Genomic DNA, 21,589 nt, shown 5'->3' with positions numbered 1-21,589 from the left:
TTCGGCGCCCTAGTGCTTTGCCTTGTCGCTACCCGCGTCGTCGTTGGCGGTGGCCGGCGCCTCGTCGCCGGGCGATGAGGGAAAACGCTCTCCCAGACCATGCAGCATGCCGAACTGTCGATCGCAGTGGCGACACGCGGAACACAGCATCAGGTGAAATCGCAGCGCTACGCGCTCTCGTGTCGTGAGCGGTGCGTCGAGCTGCTTGGACATCAGCCGTGTCGCGGCCTTGCACATCATCATGCGGCATCCTCCTTCCAGCCTTTTTCGATACATGCACGGAGTTTCAGGCGCGCTCGGTGCAAGATTACCCAAGCGTTGTTTTCCTTGATGCCCACTTCCTTACAAATATCTTCGGTGGAAAGGCCCATCAACTCTCTCAGGGAGAACACGCGAGCCACGTTGTCGGGCAACGACAGCATGCAGGCATCGAACACTTTCCAGAAGTGTTCGTTCTCGAAGGCCTGGTCCGGATCGCTCCAGGCCTTGGGCTGAGCATCCGCCGTCCAATGGCCATTCTGCATGAACATGCGATCCAGCGCCTCGTCGCTCTGTTCTTCGTCGAACGGTTCCCATTTGCCGTGGCGCTTCTGCTGACGCATCTGATCCAGCAGCTTGTACTTCAGAATACCAAAGACCCATGTCTCGTATCCGGAACGACCGGAAAAGCTGTCGTTCTTTTCGATGGCCGCGATCATCGCTTCCTGTACCGCGTCTTCGGCGGCGGCATGGTCACGAAGGTGCATCCTGGCAAACGACAACAGGCGTGGACGAACGGCGGCTAGCTTTGCGTGGCGATCTTTGAGGGTGTCGGCGGTCACAACGTGTTCTCCTGGGAGAGGGCATCCATGTCGGCTAGGCGCCTGAGGTCCTCGGCCCGATCGAGGTCCCAGACCATGGTTGGGCAGTCGATTGTCCATCCGAGTTCCGCAACACGGGCTCTGGTCTGTGCCATTACGCGCGAACTGCCCCAGTGGATGCCGGAGAACAGTCGCGCCGCTGTGCGACGTACTCCGACCAGAGCATAGCCGCCATCCTCCGCCGGAAGAAAGACACCCTCTACTTGGCATAAGCGATTGTGGCAAGTAATCAGCAAGTTCCTACTGAGAACCGGGCAGTCCGTGCCGATAAGCAGGCCCGGACGGCGCATACAGGACAATGCATGATGCATGCGGTCGCCGAGAGAGCCCTCTGGCTGAGGCGCGAGACGGATGCCGTAGCGCCCGGCAAGCTCGATGAAGAGAGGGTGCACGTGGTCGAGTGCCGTCCACAGGGTGATGTTTTCTGCACGGGTGGCTTCCAGGGCGGTGGCGACCGTGCGCCGGACCAGGCGCGCATGCAGATCGGCGGCGCCTTGGGCGCCGAGTGCCGGAATCAGCCGGGTCTTGGCCTGGCCAGGCAGCGGAGCCTTGGCCAGAATAGCCATCGGAAAGTCGCCAGGTGGCAAGGGATGGCGGTTTGGCTTGGCGCGGGAGGCGCTGATGGGACGGGGCATCGTCGTCCTCGTGGGCGGAGTAGGCAAAGGGCGGCAGCGAGGCTCAGCGCACCTGGCGGTAGGCCTTGGCAAGCCGGTGGGGAGACGCGCCGAAGGCGTACCCCAGGCGCATCCCCCACATCTTGAACAGGGTACGCAGCGCGCCCTCGGTATCCCAGCGTCGACCATCGGTGATGACGCGCTGCGACAAGCATGCGGGTCGTCCCTGTCGCTTGAGGCGGCGCGACATCTCGATGTCTTCCATCAAGGGTTGATCGGGGAAGCCGCCGATGCGCTCGAAGGTCGAACGGCGCAGGAACATCGCCTGATCGCCGGTGGCGATGCCGGTCAGGCGTGAGCGCAGGTTCATGGCCGCAGCGATCATCGGCAGCCAGCGGTGCCGCCCTTCGATGGTGACGTCGAAACGGCCCCAGCAGGACGCCTCGAGAGCGTTGAGGACGCTAGCCGTGGCGGCGTCGGGAAGACGCGTGTCGGCGTGTAGAAACAAGAGCCTGGACGAGCGTGCCGCACGGGCGCCCAGGTTCATCTGCCGAGCGCGACCCGGTGGGCTGCAGAGCGCCAGGTCGACGAGGGGAGTGGCGCGGGCCAGGGTGTCATCATCGCTGCCGCCATCGACCACAATCAGCTCCACTCCTGCCTTTCGCAGGGGGGCCAACGCCGCAAGACACGTCTCGATACCGGCCGCCTCATTGAGCGCGGGAATCACGATCGATAATGCTGGCGCCGACAGGCGTGGCACAGTCGCTGGCGAATCGACTTCATGGGGGTGGGCGCCTGACGAGGGGGCGAGCTTGCGCTGCTCGACTGGTGACTGCGTGGGCGGAGGAGTTGGCTCAACGGCAGGCACGAGAGGTCTCCCGGCCGGGTGTTGGCTCGCCGTGGTCGTGCGCGTGTCTGGCGCCGGTTGGGGCATCGCTCAGTTCGATCACGGGGCCACCCGCGGCCTCTGCATCGGCGCGATCATGAGTCACCATCAGCGCCGGCAGGCCGGTGTGGCGGATGCGGCCGAATACCAAGTCGCGCATCTCGTGGCGTCGCGCCGTATCGAGCTTGGAAAAAGGCTCGTCCAGTAGCATGGCCTGGGGGCGTGACAGCAATACCCTCATCAGCGCCACCCGGGCCCGCTGCCCACCGGACAGCGTTGCGGGATCGCGGTCGGCGAAGCCGGTAAGGCCAATGTCCTCCAGCGCCGCCGCGACGTGCGTACGACGTTCACGACGCTTGCCGCCAGCGGGCATGCCGAAGGCCAGGTTGGCACCGACGTTCAGGTGCGGGAAGAGCAGCGGGTCCTGGAACAGTAGCCCCAGGCGGCGGGCTTCGGCGGGAAGTCCCGTCAGTTCGCGCTGCCCGAGGCGGACACTGCCGGTGGCCGTGAAAGCGGGGGCGAGAAAGCCTGCGGCGTACGCCAGCAGCGTCGATTTTCCGACCCCGGACGGGCCCATCACGGTGACGATTTCCCCGGGGCGCACGCGGGTGTCCAGAGTGACGAGAACCCGGTTTTCCAGACGGATGTCCAGATGCTCGAGAATCAGCGGCTGGGCGTGGCTCGGCAACGAGAGACCGCGAGGGTCGATCATGGGATAGGGCTCCGGTCAGAGGCGGTCATGGCAGCAGGGCGCGTCTGTGCCGATGAAGCAGACGCGGCAGGCCGAGAGCGAGGGCGAACCCGAGGGCGGGCAGCATCAACTGAGCGAGGGCAAAGACCGCCGTCAAGCGTCTGTCGCCGCCACTGGCCAGTGTCACGGCCTCGGTGGTCAGGGTGGACAGCCGGCCTGCCCCGAGCAGTAGCGTCGGGAGGTACTGCCCTACGCTGACCGCGAGCCCCACCGCCGCCGCGACGGCGATGGGGGCTAGCAGCATCGGCAGGCGAACACGCCAGAAAATGGCGAAGTCGGAGCATCCCAGCGAGGCGGCGACCTGGGACCAGCGTGGGTCCATGCGGCGGTAGCTTTCGGCCAGCGACAGAAAGACATAGGGCATGACAAACAGACAATGGCCCAGCATGACCGCCAGCCAGCCGGGCGCGGAGCCGAGTTGGGCCTGAAGCTGAACCAGACCGTAGAGGAAAGCCACGGGGGGCACCAGGAGTGGCAAGTACAGCACCAGCGCCGCCCCAAGGCCCATTTTTCTGTGGTTCAGGGTTTCGCTTTCCAGACAGCCGATGACCAGGCATAGGGAGACCAGGGTGGCGCTCAGTGCAAGGCTTAGCGTATCCCATAATGGTGCGGCCAGGTCCGGCGTGGCGCGCTGCCAGGTGGACAATGTCAGTGGCTGTGGCCAGGCGGAAGGGAAAGGCCAGTAGGCGGCCACCGACCACAGCAGTAGCCCGGCGAGGCTCGCGCCAAGCAGGGCGATACTGAGCAGGGTAGAGGCGCCTCCGAGCCAGCGTCCGCAGCTCTGGCCGACGCGGCGCCTGCCATCGATCAGCCGAGCTGCCAGCAGTCGTCGCAGCAGGCATTCGAGAAGCCACCAGCAGGCCAGGGCGAGGGCCGTGACCGTGAATTGCGTCAGGGCCGCCGCCGACGCCAGGAAGCGTCGTGACAGGTCGGGATCGTTGAGCCAGTGAACAACCGCGACCGCGAGGGGCGGGGGCGTCGAGGGGCCGAGGATCATGGCCACGTCCACCGTGGAAGAGGCGAAGGCGATCACCGCGTAGACCGGCAGCCGGATCAGCGGATAGAGCGCCGGTAGTACCGCCTTGAGGAAGGCACTGACCGGGGCGTAGCCGAGCGAGCGCGCGACTTGTCGGCGCTGTTCGGCCTGGCACTGGGGCAGTGCCGCCAAACTCATCAGTAGCAGGAACGGGACCTCCTTGAGGACGAGTCCTGCGATCAGCGATAGCCCCCAGGGGTCGCCTGGAAACAGGTAATCCGGTGGCGTCGTCAGGCCGGTCAGTGCCGGTGAGGCGATCCGCAGGGCCAGGCCCGAGGGGGCAAGAAGGAAGGCCAGGCCGATGGCGGCGGCGGCGTGGGGTACTGCGAGCAGGGGCGAGAGCAGTCGCCGCACCAGGCGAAAGAGCCGGGTCTCGCCGTAGGCCGCGAGGAACATCAGTACGATGCCAAGTGCCAGGGCAGTGCTGATGAGGCCGGTGACGAGACTCAGGCGGATCATGTCGACAATACCTGGCGTATCGGCCAGCGCTTGCCAGTGGGCGAGGGTAAGCTCACTGCCGCCTAGCGCCGGCAGCCAACCGAAGGCGGGGCCCAGGGCACCGGCGAGCCCGGCAAGCACCGGAACCACCAGTAGCAGCACCGTCAAGAGCGGAGCGGTTGCCGTCAGCCGGCTGAAGGCAGAGCGATGGACCGCGTTCTCAGGCACTGCCGTAGCGCTCCAGCCAGCCTGCCTCCACCGCATCTATCCAGCTCGGATGAGGTTCGGGCAGGGTGCGTTGGAGCGCGTCGGGGGCTACCCGGGCCGGTTGATCATCGGTTGGCGTCAGCGCCGCGCGCTGCTCGTCGCTCAGGCGGGCGGGATCCAGCACGCTGGGATCGCCCCAGACGTCGAGACGTTGCTTGCGAATCTGCGCCTCGGGGGACAGCAGGAAATTGGCGGTGACCATGGCCGCGGCCTTGTGGCTGGCATTGAAAGGCATCGCCACGAAGTGGACATTGCCGATGGTGCCGGCATCGAGGATATAGCTACGCGTGGAAGGCGGCAGCTGAAAGTCGGCCACCGCAGCGGCGGGTTCGGACGGATTGAAGGTAAAGGCCAGGGAGAGTTCGCCGTCACCCATCAGGCTTTTCATCGCGGGGCCGCTGGCCGGAAAATGCTTGCCTTCGCGCCACAGAAGCGGGTGCAGTCGGTCGAGATACTCCCACAGCGGCGCCATCACGGCCTCGCTGTTGGTCTCTGCCGCCGGGCGCGACAACACTGAGGGATCCTCCGCTAGCTCGATAAGGGCCTGTTTGAGAAAGGTCGAACCGTGGAAATCGGGCACCAGAGGATAGGTGAAGCGTCCCGGATGGGCCGCGGCCCAACTGAGCAGTTCAGTGAGGCTCCCGGGGGGCGTCACGACTTTGTCACTGTCGTAGTAGAACGTCAGCTGTGCCTTGCCCCAGGGCGCCTCGTAGCCTTCGGTGGGCACCGTGAAATCGGTGGTCATCTCCGGGTTGGTCTCTGGGGAGGTCAGGGCGAAGTTAGGCAGGCGCGGGGCGAACGGGCCGTACAGCAGGCCGTTGTCCTTCATGGCGGCGAAGTTCTCGCCGTTGATCCAGATCAGGTCGATGGCGCCTTGATCGGTGTTGCCCGCGGACTTTTCGGCCAGCACGCGAGATACCGCCGCCGCGGTGTCATCCAGCTTGACCTGGACCAGATCGATGGCGTAATCCGCTGCCAGACGCTCGCCGACCCAGTCGATATAGCGATTGACGTTCGCATCGCCACCCCAGGTATTCCAGTACAGCGTCTGGCCCTGGGCTTGTCCTTCAATGGACCCCCAGTCCTGGGGTAGCTCGATGGCCCTGGCCACTTGCGTCGTTGCGGTCAACGCCAGGGCGGCCAACAGTGCGTAGGGCCGTCGATTCAGGAGGCGAAGCGGTGTCATGCGATAGTCCTTGTGAGAGCGGGGAAGAAGCCCAAGATGGTGTGCAGCGGTGCGACAGACGAGGCTGCCTGGGTGTGCGGCTCATTCCCCATGGGACAATTCGTTCAGTTCGCGTGTCACACGCTCGAGAATGGGCAGCGAGAGGTAGTGATCAACGCGATCCTGGACGTGGGCAATCAGGGTGCGTTCGCTGAGGCTCGACGACCAGTCTTCGCCCTGGTGGCTGCGATCGGCGCTGCGGGACCGGTTGGCGCGCCACTTGGCGCACCAGGTCACCGACCATAGCCACATTGCACGGCGGCAGGCGATCAGCGTCGGCCAGTCGTGGGGAGATGCCGCATCGCCCATCAGGAGCCGCCAGCGGTCATACAGCGCTTCGATGTCTTCACGGAACAGCACCGCACGCGACTGCACGTCCCAGCTGGTGGAGGTATACAGGCTCAGGTGAGCGAGATCGAACCCGGGCAAGCCGTAGCGACACTTTTCGAGATCGACCAGCACGGCACGGCCGCCGGGCTCGATCAGGAAGTTCCCCGGATGAGCGTCGAAGCTGATTAGGCAGCGTGCGGCATCGGTGGTGGCTGCCGGCAGGCTGTCGGGCAGCGCCGCGAGCGCTGCGTCTATGCACCGACGGCTTTGCGGGGCCAGGCTAGCATCGCGCAGATATCGCGCCTGGCCGCGGACTTCGGCGAGCATGGCGTGCCACGGATCCACGGGGCTGACGAGGGGCGCACGCCGGTTGTCGGCCGGCAGTGGCAGACGGTGCAGGGCCGCCAGTGCACGTGCGATGGCCGGCAGGTCGTCGGGCAGTTGGGCCGGGCGCCCCTCTATGGCCTCGACCAGCAAGGCGCCTCGAGGTAGTGCGTCATCGCAGGGCAGGGTGCGGTACAGCTTCGGCGTGTGTCCGCTCGGCTGGGCGCGCTCGAAGCAGGCCCTCTGGTACGCCAGGTTGTCGGCGGCGGGGAGGTCCATCTGACTCTGTTTTGGCATTCGAGCGACGCAGTCGGACTGGCCGGGACGCCGGACAAGGACGTGCCAGTGCGCCAGGCCGGTATCGGCCATGGGGACGAGATGGTCGAATCCTTCCGTCAGGCCCGACCGGGTGAGAGCTACGCGCAACGCCTCTAGAGGAGGACCCTCGCCGTCGTCCGTTGGCGGCTTTTGAGCGCAGTGAGTCATGTCGCATTCCTGTGACGAGGTAGCCTTGAGTCGGACGAGTCCGGCCAGGCTTACAGAGTTTAGTGTTTCCTATTGTAAACGCCTTGGGCCGGGTTCCAAACGCGAGCAATCAACTATCATCGTCGCTGGCCGGGCAGGTGTGTGCGTTGCAGGGCCGAGGTCCGGTTCCTGTGCGGGGCGCCCTGGTGTCGACGTGCCTCATGCACATGGGGGTGGTTTCTGCTAGACTTTGCGGCTTCCTGTAAGTCGTACCCTTGAACTCGGACAGTCCTCGACGCTGGCCAGGCGCTCTGCTGTTGCCCCACCGCGGTGGATGGCGGCCAGATGCCGATGGCGGTCGGGGCGGTAAACCACGAGGATGCCATGCCTGCTTTCCCGTTTGGGCTGATGACTCCGCCCTAGCGCCCGCCTCGTCGACGGCACTTCGCCGTCTGAAACGCCCGGTGACTCTCCGGCGCGTCGTTCTGCGTGTGCCCGTTCGAGCCGCGCCGCCTTCGACTTCGTACCCACTACTTCCATGGACCGCTGCATGTACCGATCCATCAAGCAAGACTGGTTTTCCAACATCAAGGGCGACGTGCTGTCCGGCATCGTCGTTGCCCTGGCGCTGATTCCCGAAGCCATCGCCTTCTCGATCATCGCCGGGGTCGACCCCAAGATCGGCCTGTATGCCTCGTTTTCCATGGCGGTGATCATCGCCTTCGCCGGCGGCCGCCCCGGCATGATTTCTGCCGCTACCGGTGCCATGGCGCTGTTGATGGTGACCCTGGTGAAAGAGCATGGTCTGCAATATCTGCTGGCGGCGACGCTGCTCACCGGGGTGTTCCAGATCCTGGCGGGGTATCTGCGCCTGGCCGACCTGATGCGATTCGTCTCACGTTCGGTGGTCACCGGTTTCGTCAATGCCCTGGCGATCCTGATCTTCATGGCTCAGCTGCCGGAGCTGACCAACGTCACCTGGCACGTCTATGCCATGACGGCCGCTGGTCTCGGGATCATCTACCTGTTCCCGTTGATCCCGCTGATCGGCAAGAGCCTGCCGTCGCCGCTGGTGTGCATCCTGGTGCTGACCGGCGTATATCTGGCCACCGGCCTGGATATCCGTTCGGTGGGGGATATGGGCGAGCTACCCGATACCCTGCCGGTGTTCCTGTGGCCGGAGGTGCCGCTGAATATGGAGACGCTGGCGATCATTTTCCCCTACGCGGTGATGTTGACCGTGGTGGGTCTGCTCGAGTCAATGATGACGGCCACCATCGTCGATGACCTGACCGACACCGGCAGCGACAAGAACCGCGAGTGCAAGGGCCAGGGCCTGGCCAACATCGGTACCGGTCTGCTTGGTGGCATGGCAGGCTGCGCGATGATCGGACAGTCGGTGATCAACATCAAATCCGGCGGCCGCGGGCGTCTCTCCACCTTTCTGGCGGGCATCTTCCTGTTGCTGATGGTGGTGTTTCTGTCCGACTGGGTATCGCAGATTCCCATGGCCGCCCTGGTGGCGGTGATGATCATGGTGTCCATCGGTACCTTTAGCTGGAGCTCGTTGCGCGACCTCAAGAAGCATCCGCTGTCGTCGAACATCGTCATGGTCACCACCGTCGCGGTCGTGGTCGCGACGCACAACCTGGCCATCGGCGTCTTCGTCGGGGTGTTGCTGGCGGCCTTGTTCTTCGCCAACAAGGTCGGCAACTTCCTCTACGTGGCCAGTGATGATCTGGACGAGGGGCAGGGGCGTCGTTACCGGGTGATCGGCCAGGTATTCTTCGCCTCCTCCAAGCGCTTCTCGGAAGCCTTCGACTTCAAGGACAGTGTGCCCAGGGTGGTGATCGATCTGTCTCGAACCCATTTCTGGGACATTACCGCCGTTCAGGCGTTGGACATGGCGGTGATCAAGTTCCGCCGCGAGGGGACGGCGGTGGAGCTGATCGGGCTCAACGAGGCGAGCGCCACCATCGTCGACCGCTTTGCCATTCACGACGATCCTGCGGCAGTGGATAAGCTGATGGGCGGCCACTGAGCCGAGCAACGATAAAATGGCGAGCGGCGCCGGTGTGACGCGCCCCGTGCCGATGGTGTAGAACGGAAGTCGGCGTCGCGGAGAATGTGCCGCGACGCTAGACTCGCACCAGGTGACGATACTTCACACGCCAGCTTCAGGACGAACCGATGACAGAACAGGTGATGGCCGCCATCGACGGCTCGCAGTTTTCCGAAGGGGTCTGTGACTACGCGGCCTGGGCAAGCGCTGCCCTGGCGGCGCCTCTGACTTTCCTGCACGTGGTGGACAACCATCCACAGACCGCGGAAGCCGATCTTTCCGGCACCATTGGTCTAGGCTCCCGCGAGCATTTGCTCGAGGAGCTTGCGAGCCTCGATGAACGGCGGGCCAAGATTGCTCAGGAGCAGGGCCGCTTGATGCTCAAGGCGGCGGTCGACCGGACCCGGGTAGACGGCGCGGAGGCGCCTGCCTGTCGCCAGCGCAATGGCACGCTGGTCGAGACGCTGCTGGAACTCGAACAAGACATCCGTTTGCTGGTCATCGGCAAGCGCGGTGAGACCGCTCACCGGGCCAGTGAGCACTTGGGGTCCAATCTTGAGCGGGTGGTGCGCGGCATGCATCGACCGATACTGATGGTGGCGGGGGAATTCGTGCGTCCCGAGCGGGTGATGATTGCTTTCGACGGCAGCAAGACCACGCGTAGTGGCGTCGAGCTGCTGGCGAAGAGCCCATTGTTTCAAGGGATTGCCTGTCATGTGGTGATGGCAGGGGCGGACACCGGTGACCATCGTAGCCAGCTTGAGTGGGCACTCGACACTCTGCGCGAGGCCGGCCATGAAGCCGAGGGCGATATCCGCGCGGGGGAGGTCGAGGACGTGCTGCGTGATCACAGCCAAACCCACGCGATTGACATGGTAGTGATGGGCGCCTACGGCCATTCACGCATCCGCCACCTTCTGGTAGGCAGCACCACTACCAGCGTGCTGCGTCGCTCGAATATTCCGGTACTGTTATTGCGTTGACCCACTCGGGTGCAATGCTCCGGTTGCAACACAGAGGGCCGATCGATAGGTACTATCGGTCGGCCCTCTCTCGTTCTTGTGGCACGTTGACGGACGCTCTGAAGCGTCGATGGCGGGTGGCCTCGCGAGGGCGCTAGGCTGGCTGGCGCGACGGCCGTTCTGTCGCGTTGTCGAACGCGCCGCCGGGCGCGGCGTGTCAGGTGTGCAGCGGGCGCCGTGCGTCGGTGTCTGATTCAGGCCGCTCACGTCGCCGCCACATCACCAGCAACTGGTCCAGGGACAGGCGGCCAGGGCCACGTAGTACCAATGTCAGCAGGCTCGCCGCCCACAGACCATGGGTGACCCAGGCCTCGGGGTAGACGAAGGTCTGGATCACCAGGGTCATCAGCGTCAGGCCGAAGGCCGCCAGCCGCGTCGCCAGCCCTGCCCATAGCAGTAGCGATAGCGAGAATTCCGCCAGGGTCGCGAGGTAGGCGGCGAGCACCGGTGAGATCAGCGGCAGGGCGTATTCGTGTTCGAACAGAAAGAACGTACTGTCAGCGAGGCCGAAGCCGTCGATCTTGGTCAGCGCAGACATGAAGAAGACCGTGCCGAGTACCAAGCGCATCAGCGTCAGGACGACGTCGAGGGATAGCCGTTCCAGGCGCGACGTCAACACGGTGAAGTAGCCATCGAGCAGGCGAGTCAGGGCGTTCATGTTCGTGTCTCCGAGGGGCAGGCGTCAGGGGTGGGGGCAGTGCTAGGCGGCGTGGCGTCGATGAGAGCCCCCAGCCCAAGCAGGGTGCCGAGCGCTTGCCCGATGTTGCCGCCGGCGGCGGCCGGATCCCCCATGACCTTGTCGAGGGCATCGCCGAGAGCGAGGTCGCCGGTGAGCGTTTGGTACAGCGCGGCACAGGCCGAGTCGATGCGAGTGACGGATACCCGCGACCGGCGACGCACCAGTAACCAGTGGCCGGGACCCGCGTCACCCAGGCGGGGTGTCTCGCCGCTTGGCTGTTCCAGGCTCGACCACAGCTCCCCGACATCGTGGTCACAGGCCACGCAGCGACTGGCGGGGTGAGGCCTGATGCTAAGGGCTTCGGGGTCTTGCGCGAGCCCTAAGCGGTTGGCCTCCAGGGCCTCGGCGTCGGCGGCGTGGCTGATGTCCAGACGGGCGCGTTCCAGGCGGCAGATATCGGCCACATAGCGATACTCGGCGAGCCCCGGCATGGCATCGATGCGCTCGGAAAATCCAGCTCCGTAGCGCTGCAGACGCGGATCAGACGGCAGGCACTGGGCGACATGTTGGCTGGCGAGCGCATCGAAGTAGCGTTCGCCGAGCAGTGTGCGGGTATGCGGATAGGCAACGCCCAGAGCCTCGATCAGGCTGTGGCGGATATTGTTGCGGTAGACGTCGAGTCCCGAGCGCTGACCGAGGTCCGCATCGGCCTCGCCGGGGCTGTGCATGGCGGCGACGAAGCGTTGCTGCCATTGGGCCAGGCTGCTCATGACCGGTCCTCCGATGGCGTGTCGAGGCGCTGGGCGAGCACGTTGCGACGCACCGCCCGGGCACGCTGGACCTCGTCGAGCCAGCGCGGTAGTTCGGGCACATTGTTGTCCCATTCGATCAGGGTGGGCAGGGCGGGGCAGCGCAGGATGGCGCTCTCGTAGAGCGTCCAGACGGGGTCTGCCACCGGTCCGCCATGATCATCGATGTACAGCGGTGGCGTTGTCGCCTCGTCGAGGCTATGGCCGGCCAGATGCCATTGGCCCACCGCATGCCAAGGGACCCAACGCAGGTAATCGTCGAGATCGCGGTCCATGTTGTGGGCGCTGATGAAGGCGTTGTTGATGTCGAACAGCAGGCCACAGTCGGTGCGTTCCACCAGCAGGTTGAGAAAGTCGGCTTCGTCGAGGGTATTGCCGGTCAGGCGAACGTAGAGGCTCGGGTTCTCCACCAGCAGTCGTCGTCCGAGGCGTTGTTGCACGCGATCGATGTTCCGGGTCAACACGTCCAATGACTCTCGCGTCAGGGGCACCGGCAACAGGTCGTTGTAGCTATGCCCGTCGAGCCGGCTCCAGGCCAGATGCTCTGACACCAGCGCCGGCGCTAGCGAATCGACGAGTCGGGCCAGGCGTTCGAGGTGGGCGTCGTCGAGCCCTTGGGCGCTGCCGAGTGACAGGCCGACGCCGTGCACGGACAAGGGGTAGCGTCTTGCCAGCTCCGTGAGTCTGTCCTGCACCGGCCCGCCGGCGTCCATGTAATTCTCGGCGTGGAGCTCGAGGAAGTCGGGTGCTGTGGTGGCCTCGATCAATGCTTGCGCATGGCGATGCTTGAGTCCGATGCCGACAGCGCCTTCGGCTAGCCTGGGCCGTACGGGTGCCGGGGAGGAAGGGGGAAACACGATCGGGTTCAGGGCTCGGTTCATGGTCGACTCTCGGGATGGACCTGGCTCGCGTGACTCGTCGGCTCACGGCGGGGCGATGGGCTGAGTGCGCCTTGAGATTCGGTCGCCGTCATCGGCTCGAGTCGGTCTCGTCGCGGGGCGTGCGGCCGATTGCTTGGTCGGTGACTTGGTCGGCCTCGTGTGCCGGTGGACAGGTTCCGCCGCTGGCTCGGGGTCCACCGCCCGCCGGGGCGGGCGATGGGGGGTGCGACCGGTCGCTTCGCTTACGGGCGTTCGATCTCGCTCAGGCTGCCGTTGCCATGGGGGGTCTCGACGCTGGTGCAGGTGCCTTCGGGAACCAGAGTCCAGGCATTGCCTTGGTAGTCCACTGTCGAGGTGCCGGCGCAGGTGGTACCAGGACCAGCCTTACAGTCGTTCTCGCCGGCAAGGGAAACGCCGTAGCACTTTTCCATGTCGCCTTCTGCCGCCTGGGCCGTGGCGATCACCCCGGCTTGAGCCATGGCGGTGGTCAGCACGGCGGCCATGATCATGGATCGTTTCATGTTATTTTCCTCATATGAATGGAAGCACGACGTCACCCCGTCGCCGAGGCAGTCACAGCGTAGTCGACGCAACGCCGGGTTCCTGACACCAGAGGTGGCCGGTGGTGCGGCCCAACCCATTGGGTTTGTAGGGTATGATGTTGGAGAGTTGACGGAATGAAGGCTGATGGAATGGCTGGTTGCGGATTTTGTCAGTAATTAATTCTGTTTTTTATCACAAATTTAGTTAAATAAACTTTTTTTTCAAGAGTTGACCTCGGTCAATTTTTTGGGAAGCCATCGGAGACACAGCTGATGATCCAGCGTCACGACACCAAGACCCGCATGAGCCGAGCGGTGATTCATCAGGGCGTGGCCTATCTTTGCGGCCAGGTCGCAGGGCCGGAGGCACGCAGTGGCGACATCACCACGCAGACCGAGAGCATGCTATCTCGGGTCGATGCACTGCTCGAAGAGATCGGCAGCGATCGCGAGCACCTGCTTAGCGCCACCCTTTATCTCAAGAATGGTGGGGATGTCGCGGCGATGAATGCGGTATGGGATGCGTGGATGCCGCAAGGGCACGCACCGGCACGTGCCTGCGTGTGCGCGCCGATGCCGTCCGAGGAACTGCTGGTCGAGATTAGCGTGACCGCGGTCATCCCGGCCGCCTGACGCGCAAAGCGTCCACCGTACGACGCCGTTTTCGACACGGCAGACCCTGGCGTCACCGCCGTATCGCACAATAGAAACGCCGACCCGGAAACGGGTCGGCGTTTCCGTCGTGGGAAGGGCGTCGCCTCGGCCTCTAGCGCAGGCAGGGGTCGTCCATCGGGGGCTCGCTGGGCCTGAGCCGTCGTGCCAGGGCGTCGACGACAATGTTGAGGCCGGCAGTGACGAGCAGCAGGAAGAAGGCCACGTCGAACATCAGGGTCTGGAAGTAGTCGTCGATCACGTATCCGAGTGTTGCGATACCGAGCATGCCGAGCAGCGCCGTCTCGCGCAGAATGACTTCTGCGCGGTAGTAGAGCAGGGCGAGCATGGCGGGATAGACCCTGGGCAAGAGCTCATAGGCGAGACGGCCACTGGCCGAGGCGCTCGGCATGCCAGGGCGCAGGTTGTCGGCATGGCGAGCGACAAGAAAGGCGATCAGGGCGCCGTTGTGAAGCGCCAGAGCGATCCAGGCAGGCAGCAGTGAAGGGCCAAGCAGGAGCAGGAATACGAACGCCAGTAGCAGTTCGGGGGTGGAGCGGAGGAAGATCAGCAGCCCTGTGCCGGCCAGGCGGCTTGCGACGGTGCCAAAGTGGCGTGACGCCAATGGCCACAGAATGAGCGCCACCAGTAGCGCCCCGACGCTGCCGAGCAGGCCGAGCAAGAGCGTGTTGCCGATCGCCGGAAGCAGTTCGGGGATGGCCTGAAACCAGGCCGCCAGGCCGCTGGCATCTCCCTCCAGTAGCGCTCGGGGCCAGATATCCTGAGTCACGAAACGCGTTACGAGCCCCGCATCGATGTCGGGCCATGGGCCGAGCAGAAAGATCGAGCCTAGCGCCAATAGCGGTAGCATTCGGCGATGCGCCCATAGCGGCAGGCTGGCGATCAATAAGTAGAAGAGCCACAGCAGAGCCCCGGCCTCGGCGTAACGTCCTTCGCGGAACGCGGTCTCGAGCTGGAAGCCCAGGGTCGGCAGGCCGACGAACCCCAGCAGCACACTTGCCCGCAGGCCGCACTCGAAGCGGTAGCGGGTATAGGCCGCGAGTTGCCCGAGCGCCAGGGGGAGCACGGTATAGGCGAATCGAGACAGGCGCCCGACGCCCTGTGGCAGAGCATTGCGTGCTGCGTCGGGGATCTGTTCGAAGATTTCCGCGTAAACCTTGGCGAAGATGCCGGCGTAGGGAATCGCCAAGGCCGCGAGTGCCGTCACCGCCGAAAGCCCGAAAACCTGAAGAAACAGCAACGCCCAGAACAGCTCATGGATGGCGCGAACGAAAGCGCAGCCGGCCCGGACCAGGCGCGAGCGCGAGAACACCAGCGCCAGGGGAAAGCCCAGGATCACGCCAGCAGCGGTTCCCCACAGCGCGACGCCGATGGTCAAGCCGATGGCGGTGAAGGGGTCCTCGACGGCGCCGATGTCGGGAAGCGCCAAGCCCTTGGCGATGCGACCGAGCTCGGCCCAAGGGTCTCGGGTGAGCACCGCGAGATCCGCCAGCGGTGCCAGCAGCACGGCCAAGGCAATCAGGGTGAGAGTGTGGCGGGCCAAGCGCAGGCCGATCGAGTCGCCGATGAGCAAGTAGGGTCGAGGTGGGGCGCTGCTCATTGTCTCCCTCGCGAGCAGGGCAGGGTCGCCTCGAGAGGCCGGGTGACGCCATCCGCATCCGCTGACACTGGCCCGTCGCTCGGCGGCAGCGACCGGCTCCGGCCTTCGGCGCTGGGGTAGAGGGCGTCCAGATCGGCAAGAGACAGCTCGTGGCTCGGCGCATCGATGACGACGCGCCCGTCGGCGAGCCCCCAGACCCGGTCGCAGTGACTGAGAGCCAATTCGCGCTGGTGCAGGGCGATCACCGACCCGGCATGACGAGTATCGATGCGCTCGAGCAGGGCCAACGCCTGGTGGGGATCGACGCTAGCGACTGGCTCGTCGCCGAGAAACACTTCACGCTGTTGATAGAAAGCTCGAGCGATGGCGACGCGCTGGCGTTGGCCGCCGGAGAGCCGGCCCACCGGGCGACGCATCAGACCCGTCAGGCCGAGCTCGTCGCATAGCCCGGCGACGTCATTCCAGGGACCCTTCAGCGGCCGCGCCAGGTTCCACAGGTTGGCCAGGGCCGAGTGATGCTCGAGGCGGCCCATGTAGACGTTGTGGTAAACCGCCAGCTGGGGGACCAGGCCGTGATGCTGAGGACACCAGGCGCCAAGAGCCCCAAGGCGCTGACGCAGGGCCGCCAGCAGGGTCGACTTGCCGACCCCGCTGGCTCCGAGCAGCGCGACTCGTTGGCCCGGGAGCAGCGATAGAGTGACCGCGCTGAGTACTCGATGCTCGCCATGGCCCAGGTCCTCGGCCTCGAAACACGCCAGCGGGGCTTCAGACATTAGCGCACCAGGCCGAGGTCTTCGGCGACGTCCTCGATGGGGGCGTACATGGCGTTGTCGGCGGGAATAAAGCCCGAACGGGGGAAGCTTTCCAACAGTTGCGGATCCTCCATGTCGAGCAGGGCTTGGCGCAGGTTGGCGGTGAAACCATCGCCGAAGCGTTCGTCGGCATCGCCACGCAGGGTCCATTGGTAGTCCGGGTAGCTCGGAGTGGTCCAGACCACCTGAACCTTGTCGGTATCGACGCGACCTTCCTCGACGGCGGCATCCCATACGCTGTAGTTGACCGCACCGAGATCATAGGTGCCGGCTTCGACCAGGGCGATGGTGCGGGTGTGATCGCCGGAGAAGCCGACACGGGAAAAGATATCGTCGGGTGCTTCGCCAAAGCGTTGGCGCAGGAAGTGCTCCGGCATTAGGCGTCCGGAGGTAGAGGTCTTGGCGCCGAAGGTGAAGGTCATGTCCTGCACCGCGTCCGGTAGCTCATCCTCGTTCGGTGCAAGGCCGGTGCTGTCGTGAGCGATGAAGTAGCTGGTGAACTCGGCGTCCTCGGCCCCTTGGGCCAGGGCGACGGAGTCGGGGACCAGGCGCCGAGCTTGAACGCCGGATAGTCCGCCGAACCAGGCCAGCTGGACCTGGTCGTTACGAAATGCGGTGACCGCGGCACCGTAGGATTTGACCGGCACGTACTCGACCTCCACGCCGAGCTCGTCTGCCAGGTAGTCGGCGACCCGGGAGAAGCGCTCGACCAGGCGGGATTGGTCCTCGTCAGGAATCGCGGTAAAGCGAAAGGTGTCGGCGAAGGAGGGCGCGCTGATGGTGGTCAGCACGGCGACGGTGGCAAGCGTCCAGCGCATGGGGCAATCCTTGTTGATAGTCGTGCGTATTCGACGAGGTCGAGCCTGCTGCTCGGTCGTCAGAGCGTGTTGAGTCAGCGCCATCGAGGAAGCAGGGGTGAGGGTAGCGCATATTGTTGTGCTTGACGCGGACTCAAGCAAGTCCGAGGGCGCGCCGGGCGATGGGCACGATTCGCCGGCTGTCGCTGGTGGCGTGCCAGCGACGGCGGCGGTCGAATGTCGCATCAGTCGGTCAGGGGGTAGCGGGTGTCGCGCAGGCTATCCTTGATCTTTTTCAGGTGGTGAAGGAAGTCTTCGCCACGGCGCAGGGTGACCCCGGTGGCCAGGACATCGATCAACGCCAATTGCACCATGCGCGACGTCATTGGCATGTAGTAGTCGGTATCTTCCGGTGCGCTGATCTCGAGGGTCTCGGTACATTGCTGGGAGAGCGGCGAGTCAGGTGCGGTAATACCCAGGACAACGGCACCATTTTCTCGTGCTAGGGCGGCAATATCGACTAGCTCCCGGGTACGTCCGGTGTATGACAGCACCACCACGACATCGCCGGTGTGGCAGGCGGCGGCGACCATGCGTTGCATCAAGACATCGATATAGGCCGTCACGGGCAGGTTGAAGCGGAAAAACTTGTGCTGCGCATCCTGGGCCACCGCGCCGGAGGCCCCGAGGCCGAAGAAGTGGATCTGCTTGGCCTGGATCAGGTAGTCGACCACTCGGTCGATCCGCTCGGGGTCGACCTCCCGCTGAGCCAGGTCGAGTGCTGCAATCGTGGCACCAAAGATCTTGCCGGTATAGGCGTCGGCGCTGTCGTCGGGCTCGACGGCACGGCTGACATAGGGGGTGCCGCCGGCCAGGCTCTGGGCCAGCTGGATCTTGAAGTCCGGGTAGCCCTTGGCCTCGAAGTTGCGACAGAAGCGGTTGACGGTAGGCTCGCTGACCGAGGCGGCTTGAGCCAAACTGGCAATACTCATGCCGGTCGCCGCATCGGGGTCTGCCAGGATCACGTCCGCGACCTTGCGCTCAGAGCGATTGAGTTCGTCGAGGCGGCGACGAATACGGTCAATAAGGTCGTGACGGACCATGTCGAAGACTCCCTTGTGAAGCGATGCTGGAGACGGGAGGCTCAACGCTGGCTGGGCCGCCCGGGCAATGTAGTGATTTTACTAACGTGTGGTGGCTATCGTAGCCTTCTGTTTATCTACGTCCAATGTATAAGCGCCGAGTCGTCATTTTTTGTGTAAGTTTACAAAAAATAGATTGCTCTGGCAGTTCCAAGGCCACTATTTTTTTGTAAACTTAGAAAGACGCTGCCCAGGATCCACTGACGGCGCTTTTCTCTCCATCTAGCGAGGACGGTTATGACTCAACGCACCCGATCCACTGGCGCGGAGCGCACCGACATCGACCTGGCGCTGTTCGGGGCTCTCGGTGACCTGTCGCAGCGCAAGCTGTTTCCCGCGCTCTATCAACTCGATCGGGAAGGGTTGCTGCATGACGACACTCGTGTGTTGGGGTTGGCCCGGCAGGATATCAGTGCAACCGACTTTCGTGATCGGGTCGAGGCCGCGCTGAAGACTCGCGTCAAAGCCGATGAACTCGATGCCAAGGTGGTAAAGCGTTTTCTCGCCCGTCTGTCCTTTGTGACGGTGGACTTCACCGCGGCCGATGGCTACAGCGCCATTCGCGAGTGGCGGGAGGGCGCCAAGGGTAGCCGCCCGCTAGTGGTCTATCTCGCCGTGGGCGCGAGTCTCTATGGCGACATCTGTCGACATTTGCAGGGTAGTGGCAGCCTCGATGAGCAGAGTCGTGTGGTGGTGGAGAAGCCGATCGGCTATGACCTGGAGTCGTCGAAAAGCATCAACGACGCGGTGGGCGATGTGTTTCCCGAGTCGCGAGTCTATCGCATCGATCATTACCTTGGTAAGGAAACTGTCCAGAACCTGATCGCGCTGCGGTTTGCCAATCCGCTGTTCGGCACCCAATGGAATCAGAATCACATCTCCCATGTGGAGATCACGGTGGCCGAGAAGGTCGGTATCGAAGGGCGCTGGGGTTACTTCGACAACGCCGGTCAACTGCGTGACATGGTGCAGAATCATTTGCTGCAGCTGGTCTGCCTGATCGCCATGGACCCGCCAGCCAATCTGGATGCCGATGCCATCCGCGATGAAAAGGTCAAGGTGTTGAAGGCGCTCAAGCCATTCACCGATGACATGCTTGGGCGCGATGTGGTGCGCGGACAGTACACCGCTGGGACCACCGATGGCGCCGGCGTACCGGGCTATCTGGATGAAGAGGGTGCCAATACGCAAAGTCACACCGAGACCTTCGTCGCCATGAAGACCGAAGTGTCCAACTGGCGCTGGGCGGGGGTGCCTTTCTACTTGCGTACCGGCAAGCGGATGCCCGAAAAGTTGTCCCAGATTGTGATCCATTTCCGTCAACAGCCGCACTATATCTTCGACCCCGATCAACGCTCCCTGGCGGCCAACAAATTGATCATCCGGTTACAGCCGGAAGAAGGCATTCGCCTCGAGGTGCTGACCAAGGACAGCGGCCTGGACAAGGGCATGCGCCTGCGTCGGGGACCGCTGCATCTGGACTTCAACAGCGCCTTTCCCAAGGCGCGGATTCCCGATGCCTACGAGCGCTTGCTGCTGGAGGTGATGAAAGGGCAGCAGTACCTGTTCGTGCGTCGCGACGAGGTAGAGCACGCCTGGCAGTGGTGTGATGCGCTGATCGGTGCCTGGGAGGATCGTGACGAGCCTCCGCGTCGCTATCCCGCTGGCTCCTGGGGGCCGGTGGCGTCGATCGCCATGATTACCCAGGACGGCCGTAGCTGGTACGAGGACTATTGACATGAGTCAGATCATATCGAAGCCCCGCGAGCAGCTGGCGCAGCAGCTTGCTGAGTCTGTCGGCGAGGCCTTGCGGCATGACCTCGCAGGCCAGGATCGCGTGCTGTTGATCGTATCGGGCGGCTCTACCCCGGTGCCGTTCTTCGCGGCCTTGGCCGCCCAGGATCTGCCTTGGTCGCGCATCGACGTGACTCTGGCCGATGAGCGCTGGGTAGCGTCTGATGCCGAGGACTCCAACGCCCGCCTGGTGCGCGAGCACTTGCTGGTGGGGGCGGCCAAGGCAGCAACCTTTGTGTCTCTGACGACCTCTGACGGGACTCCGGAGCAGGGCATCGATGAGGTTGGCGCGCGCCTCGACGGGCTGGCGTGGCCGGCGAGTGTGGTCATCCTGGGCATGGGCGCAGACGGCCACACCGCCTCGCTGTTCCCCGACAGTCGTGAGCTGGATCTGGCCCTGGCCAGTGACGCGGCCGTGGTAGCCGTGCGCACGCCGAGCCAGCCCCAGGCACGTATCACCCTGAGTGCCGAACGCCTGCACCACGCTAGACGCCACGTGCTGCATATCACCGGCGAAGACAAGCGCGATGTTCTGGGGCGTGCCATGACCGGCGACGACGTTCGCAGGCTGCCCATTCGTGCCTTTCTCAGCTGCCCGCTGGCTATTTACTGGGCCCCCTAATTTTCTGGAGTGATGCACATGACCATCGACAAACAACTGCCGTCCACCCGCACCACGGAACTCGACAGCATTTGCCTCAAGGCCGAGGTGATCCCGGTCATCACCATCAAGCGCATCGAAGATGCCGTGCCAATGGGGCGAGCGCTTGTGGAGGGGGGGCTGAGTGTGCTTGAGGTGACGCTACGCACTGACTGCGCCATTGAGGCTATCGCTCGGCTCAAGAAGGAGCTTCCGCAGGCCAGCATCGCTGCGGGGACCGTGCTGACGCCGGCCCAGTATCGTCTGGTGGAGCAGGCCGGTGCCGACTTCGTGGTGACCCCAGGCGCGACTGAAGCGCTGTATCGTTACGGTGTCGAGAGCCCGGTGCCGATGCTGCCGGGCGTGGCTACCGTTTCCGAGTTAATGACCGGCTGGCAGTACGGTTACCGGCGCTTCAAGTTTTTCCCGGCCGAGGCCAGCGGCGGTGTCAAGGCGCTCAAGGCCTTCGCCGGCCCGATCAGCGAGGCACGCTTCTGCCCCACCGGGGGCATCGGCCTGGACAACGCGGCCGACTACCTGGCGTTGCCTAGTGTGATGTGTGTCGGAGGCTCCTGGCTCACCCCGGCTTCGCTGGTCGACGCCGGTGACTGGGACGCCATTCGCGCCCTGGCCAAGGAGGCCGCCGACCGTTTTCATCATTGAACGGCATCGGCGCTACCCCGCGACGTGATGGCGTGTGACGCGGGGTGGCGCTCAACCGCCGGGTAGCGTGGCTCGGCCGTGATCATGGCGCGTTGCCCAGAACTCTTTGCCAGAGCTCTTTGCACCTGAACGGCGCTTGTCGTCTTCCATGTGCTCTCTCGACAGCTGGTGCTGTCCTTGATCCGGCCTCTTGGCCGGATTTTTTTGGTGCGCCGTGACTGGCGGCGTGCGCCGGAGGGGGCGTAGAGATGTCGAGAAAGGGGCGCCTGGCAGTGTGA

At 64.2% G+C, this 21,589-nt stretch carries 22 protein-coding genes; 6 read left to right on the top strand and 16 right to left on the bottom strand.

The annotated features are described in order from the left end of the window. Nucleotides 1-9: 9 nt before the first annotated feature. The 8 genes from ACUN9Y_RS01005 to ACUN9Y_RS00970 all read right to left on the bottom strand — a co-directional run bounded on the left by ACUN9Y_RS01005 (nucleotide 10) and on the right by ACUN9Y_RS00970 (nucleotide 7,010). Nucleotides 10-243 (bottom strand): zf-HC2 domain-containing protein, encoded by a 234-nt coding sequence (locus ACUN9Y_RS01005; RefSeq protein ID WP_445458813.1) that lies wholly within the window; start codon nucleotides 241-243, stop codon nucleotides 10-12. Beyond that, on the bottom strand, nucleotides 240-821 hold the full coding sequence (locus ACUN9Y_RS01000) for a sigma-70 family RNA polymerase sigma factor (RefSeq protein ID WP_445458812.1): 582 nt from the start codon (nucleotides 819-821) through the stop codon (nucleotides 240-242). Before ACUN9Y_RS01000 ends, ACUN9Y_RS01005 begins: the two co-directional genes overlap by 4 nt. Then, nucleotides 818-1,495 carry a TIGR04282 family arsenosugar biosynthesis glycosyltransferase gene (locus ACUN9Y_RS00995; RefSeq protein ID WP_445458811.1) on the bottom strand — a complete coding sequence of 226 codons (678 nt, stop codon included), beginning with the start codon at nucleotides 1,493-1,495 and terminating at the stop codon, nucleotides 818-820. The genes ACUN9Y_RS01000 and ACUN9Y_RS00995 overlap by 4 nt, the downstream gene beginning before the upstream one ends. A 43-nt stretch (nucleotides 1,496-1,538) precedes the next feature. Further along, on the bottom strand, nucleotides 1,539-2,234 hold the full coding sequence (locus ACUN9Y_RS00990; protein WP_445459078.1) for a TIGR04283 family arsenosugar biosynthesis glycosyltransferase: 696 nt from the start codon (nucleotides 2,232-2,234) through the stop codon (nucleotides 1,539-1,541). 94 nt (nucleotides 2,235-2,328) lie between these two features. Beyond that, nucleotides 2,329-3,072 (bottom strand): ATP-binding cassette domain-containing protein, encoded by a 744-nt coding sequence (locus ACUN9Y_RS00985; RefSeq protein ID WP_445458810.1) that lies wholly within the window; start codon nucleotides 3,070-3,072, stop codon nucleotides 2,329-2,331. Between the two features lie 25 nt (nucleotides 3,073-3,097). After that, nucleotides 3,098-4,813, bottom strand: a complete 1,716-nt coding sequence (locus ACUN9Y_RS00980) for an ABC transporter permease (RefSeq protein WP_445458809.1) — start codon at nucleotides 4,811-4,813, stop codon at nucleotides 3,098-3,100. Then, the gene (locus ACUN9Y_RS00975; protein WP_445458808.1) at nucleotides 4,806-6,038 is read right to left on the bottom strand and encodes an ABC transporter substrate-binding protein; all 1,233 of its coding nucleotides are present in this window, start codon (nucleotides 6,036-6,038) and stop codon (nucleotides 4,806-4,808) included. The genes ACUN9Y_RS00980 and ACUN9Y_RS00975 overlap by 8 nt, the downstream gene beginning before the upstream one ends. 81 nt (nucleotides 6,039-6,119) lie before the next feature. Then, nucleotides 6,120-7,010 (bottom strand): aminoglycoside phosphotransferase family protein, encoded by an 891-nt coding sequence (locus ACUN9Y_RS00970; RefSeq protein WP_445458807.1) that lies wholly within the window; start codon nucleotides 7,008-7,010, stop codon nucleotides 6,120-6,122. Between the two features lie 736 nt (nucleotides 7,011-7,746). Between ACUN9Y_RS00970 and ACUN9Y_RS00965 the strand changes: the two genes are divergently transcribed. Both ACUN9Y_RS00965 and ACUN9Y_RS00960 read left to right on the top strand, forming a co-directional pair. Continuing rightward, nucleotides 7,747-9,237 (top strand): SulP family inorganic anion transporter, encoded by a 1,491-nt coding sequence (locus ACUN9Y_RS00965; protein ID WP_445458806.1) that lies wholly within the window; start codon nucleotides 7,747-7,749, stop codon nucleotides 9,235-9,237. A 149-nt stretch (nucleotides 9,238-9,386) separates the two neighbouring features. Beyond that, entirely contained in the window at nucleotides 9,387-10,241 is an 855-nt protein-coding gene (locus tag ACUN9Y_RS00960; RefSeq protein ID WP_445458805.1) for a universal stress protein, read from the top strand. A 196-nt stretch (nucleotides 10,242-10,437) separates the two neighbouring features. Here the strand turns inward: ACUN9Y_RS00960 and ACUN9Y_RS00955 are convergent, their stop codons facing one another. The 4 genes from ACUN9Y_RS00955 to ACUN9Y_RS00940 form a co-directional block, all read right to left on the bottom strand. Continuing rightward, nucleotides 10,438-10,938: a DoxX family protein gene (locus ACUN9Y_RS00955; RefSeq protein ID WP_445458804.1), complete on the bottom strand. Its 501-nt coding sequence runs from the start codon at nucleotides 10,936-10,938 to the stop codon at nucleotides 10,438-10,440. Next, the gene (locus ACUN9Y_RS00950; protein WP_445458803.1) at nucleotides 10,935-11,729 is read right to left on the bottom strand and encodes an HvfC/BufC family peptide modification chaperone; all 795 of its coding nucleotides are present in this window, start codon (nucleotides 11,727-11,729) and stop codon (nucleotides 10,935-10,937) included. The genes ACUN9Y_RS00955 and ACUN9Y_RS00950 overlap by 4 nt, the downstream gene beginning before the upstream one ends. Then, a complete protein-coding gene (gene bufB / locus ACUN9Y_RS00945; protein ID WP_445458802.1) occupies nucleotides 11,726-12,649 on the bottom strand; it encodes an MNIO family bufferin maturase in 924 nt (307 codons plus the stop codon). Before bufB ends, ACUN9Y_RS00950 begins: the two co-directional genes overlap by 4 nt. Before the next feature lie 242 nt (nucleotides 12,650-12,891). Beyond that, on the bottom strand, nucleotides 12,892-13,170 hold the full coding sequence (locus ACUN9Y_RS00940) for a BufA1 family periplasmic bufferin-type metallophore (RefSeq protein ID WP_445458801.1): 279 nt from the start codon (nucleotides 13,168-13,170) through the stop codon (nucleotides 12,892-12,894). Between the two features lie 291 nt (nucleotides 13,171-13,461). Here ACUN9Y_RS00940 and ACUN9Y_RS00935 point away from each other — a divergent pair, with 291 nt between their 5' ends. Next, a complete protein-coding gene (locus ACUN9Y_RS00935; protein ID WP_445459077.1) occupies nucleotides 13,462-13,824 on the top strand; it encodes a RidA family protein in 363 nt (120 codons plus the stop codon). A 133-nt stretch (nucleotides 13,825-13,957) separates the two neighbouring features. Here ACUN9Y_RS00935 and ACUN9Y_RS00930 read toward each other — a convergent pair whose 3' ends face one another. From ACUN9Y_RS00930 to ACUN9Y_RS00915, 4 genes are all read right to left on the bottom strand, one after another. Continuing rightward, on the bottom strand, nucleotides 13,958-15,463 hold the full coding sequence (locus ACUN9Y_RS00930) for an ABC transporter permease subunit (RefSeq protein ID WP_445458800.1): 1,506 nt from the start codon (nucleotides 15,461-15,463) through the stop codon (nucleotides 13,958-13,960). Then, complete coding sequence (locus tag ACUN9Y_RS00925; protein WP_445458799.1) at nucleotides 15,460-16,236, bottom strand: ATP-binding cassette domain-containing protein; 777 nt, start codon at nucleotides 16,234-16,236, stop codon at nucleotides 15,460-15,462. Before ACUN9Y_RS00925 ends, ACUN9Y_RS00930 begins: the two co-directional genes overlap by 4 nt. Then, entirely contained in the window at nucleotides 16,236-17,093 is an 858-nt protein-coding gene (locus ACUN9Y_RS00920; RefSeq protein WP_445458798.1) for a putative selenate ABC transporter substrate-binding protein, read from the bottom strand. The genes ACUN9Y_RS00925 and ACUN9Y_RS00920 overlap by 1 nt, the downstream gene beginning before the upstream one ends. A 224-nt stretch (nucleotides 17,094-17,317) precedes the next feature. Then, nucleotides 17,318-18,175, bottom strand: a complete 858-nt coding sequence (locus tag ACUN9Y_RS00915; protein ID WP_445458797.1) for a MurR/RpiR family transcriptional regulator — start codon at nucleotides 18,173-18,175, stop codon at nucleotides 17,318-17,320. 276 nt (nucleotides 18,176-18,451) lie between these two features. Between ACUN9Y_RS00915 and zwf the strand changes: the two genes are divergently transcribed. Genes zwf through ACUN9Y_RS00900 form a run of 3 tightly spaced genes read left to right on the top strand, consistent with a single transcriptional unit; the run spans nucleotide 18,452 to nucleotide 21,311 of the window. Next, nucleotides 18,452-19,951 (top strand): glucose-6-phosphate dehydrogenase, encoded by a 1,500-nt coding sequence (gene zwf / locus ACUN9Y_RS00910; RefSeq protein ID WP_445458796.1) that lies wholly within the window; start codon nucleotides 18,452-18,454, stop codon nucleotides 19,949-19,951. 1 nt (nucleotide 19,952) lies between these two features. After that, nucleotides 19,953-20,630: a 6-phosphogluconolactonase gene (pgl, locus tag ACUN9Y_RS00905; protein ID WP_445458795.1), complete on the top strand. Its 678-nt coding sequence runs from the start codon at nucleotides 19,953-19,955 to the stop codon at nucleotides 20,628-20,630. 18 nt (nucleotides 20,631-20,648) lie between these two features. Next, nucleotides 20,649-21,311: a bifunctional 4-hydroxy-2-oxoglutarate aldolase/2-dehydro-3-deoxy-phosphogluconate aldolase gene (locus tag ACUN9Y_RS00900; protein WP_445458794.1), complete on the top strand. Its 663-nt coding sequence runs from the start codon at nucleotides 20,649-20,651 to the stop codon at nucleotides 21,309-21,311. Nucleotides 21,312-21,589 lie beyond the last annotated feature (278 nt).

The sequence above is a fragment of the Halomonas sp. V046 genome, from assembly GCF_052645355.1.
Note: the sequence above shows the minus strand (reverse complement) of the source record. Positions and strands in the feature narration are given on the sequence as shown.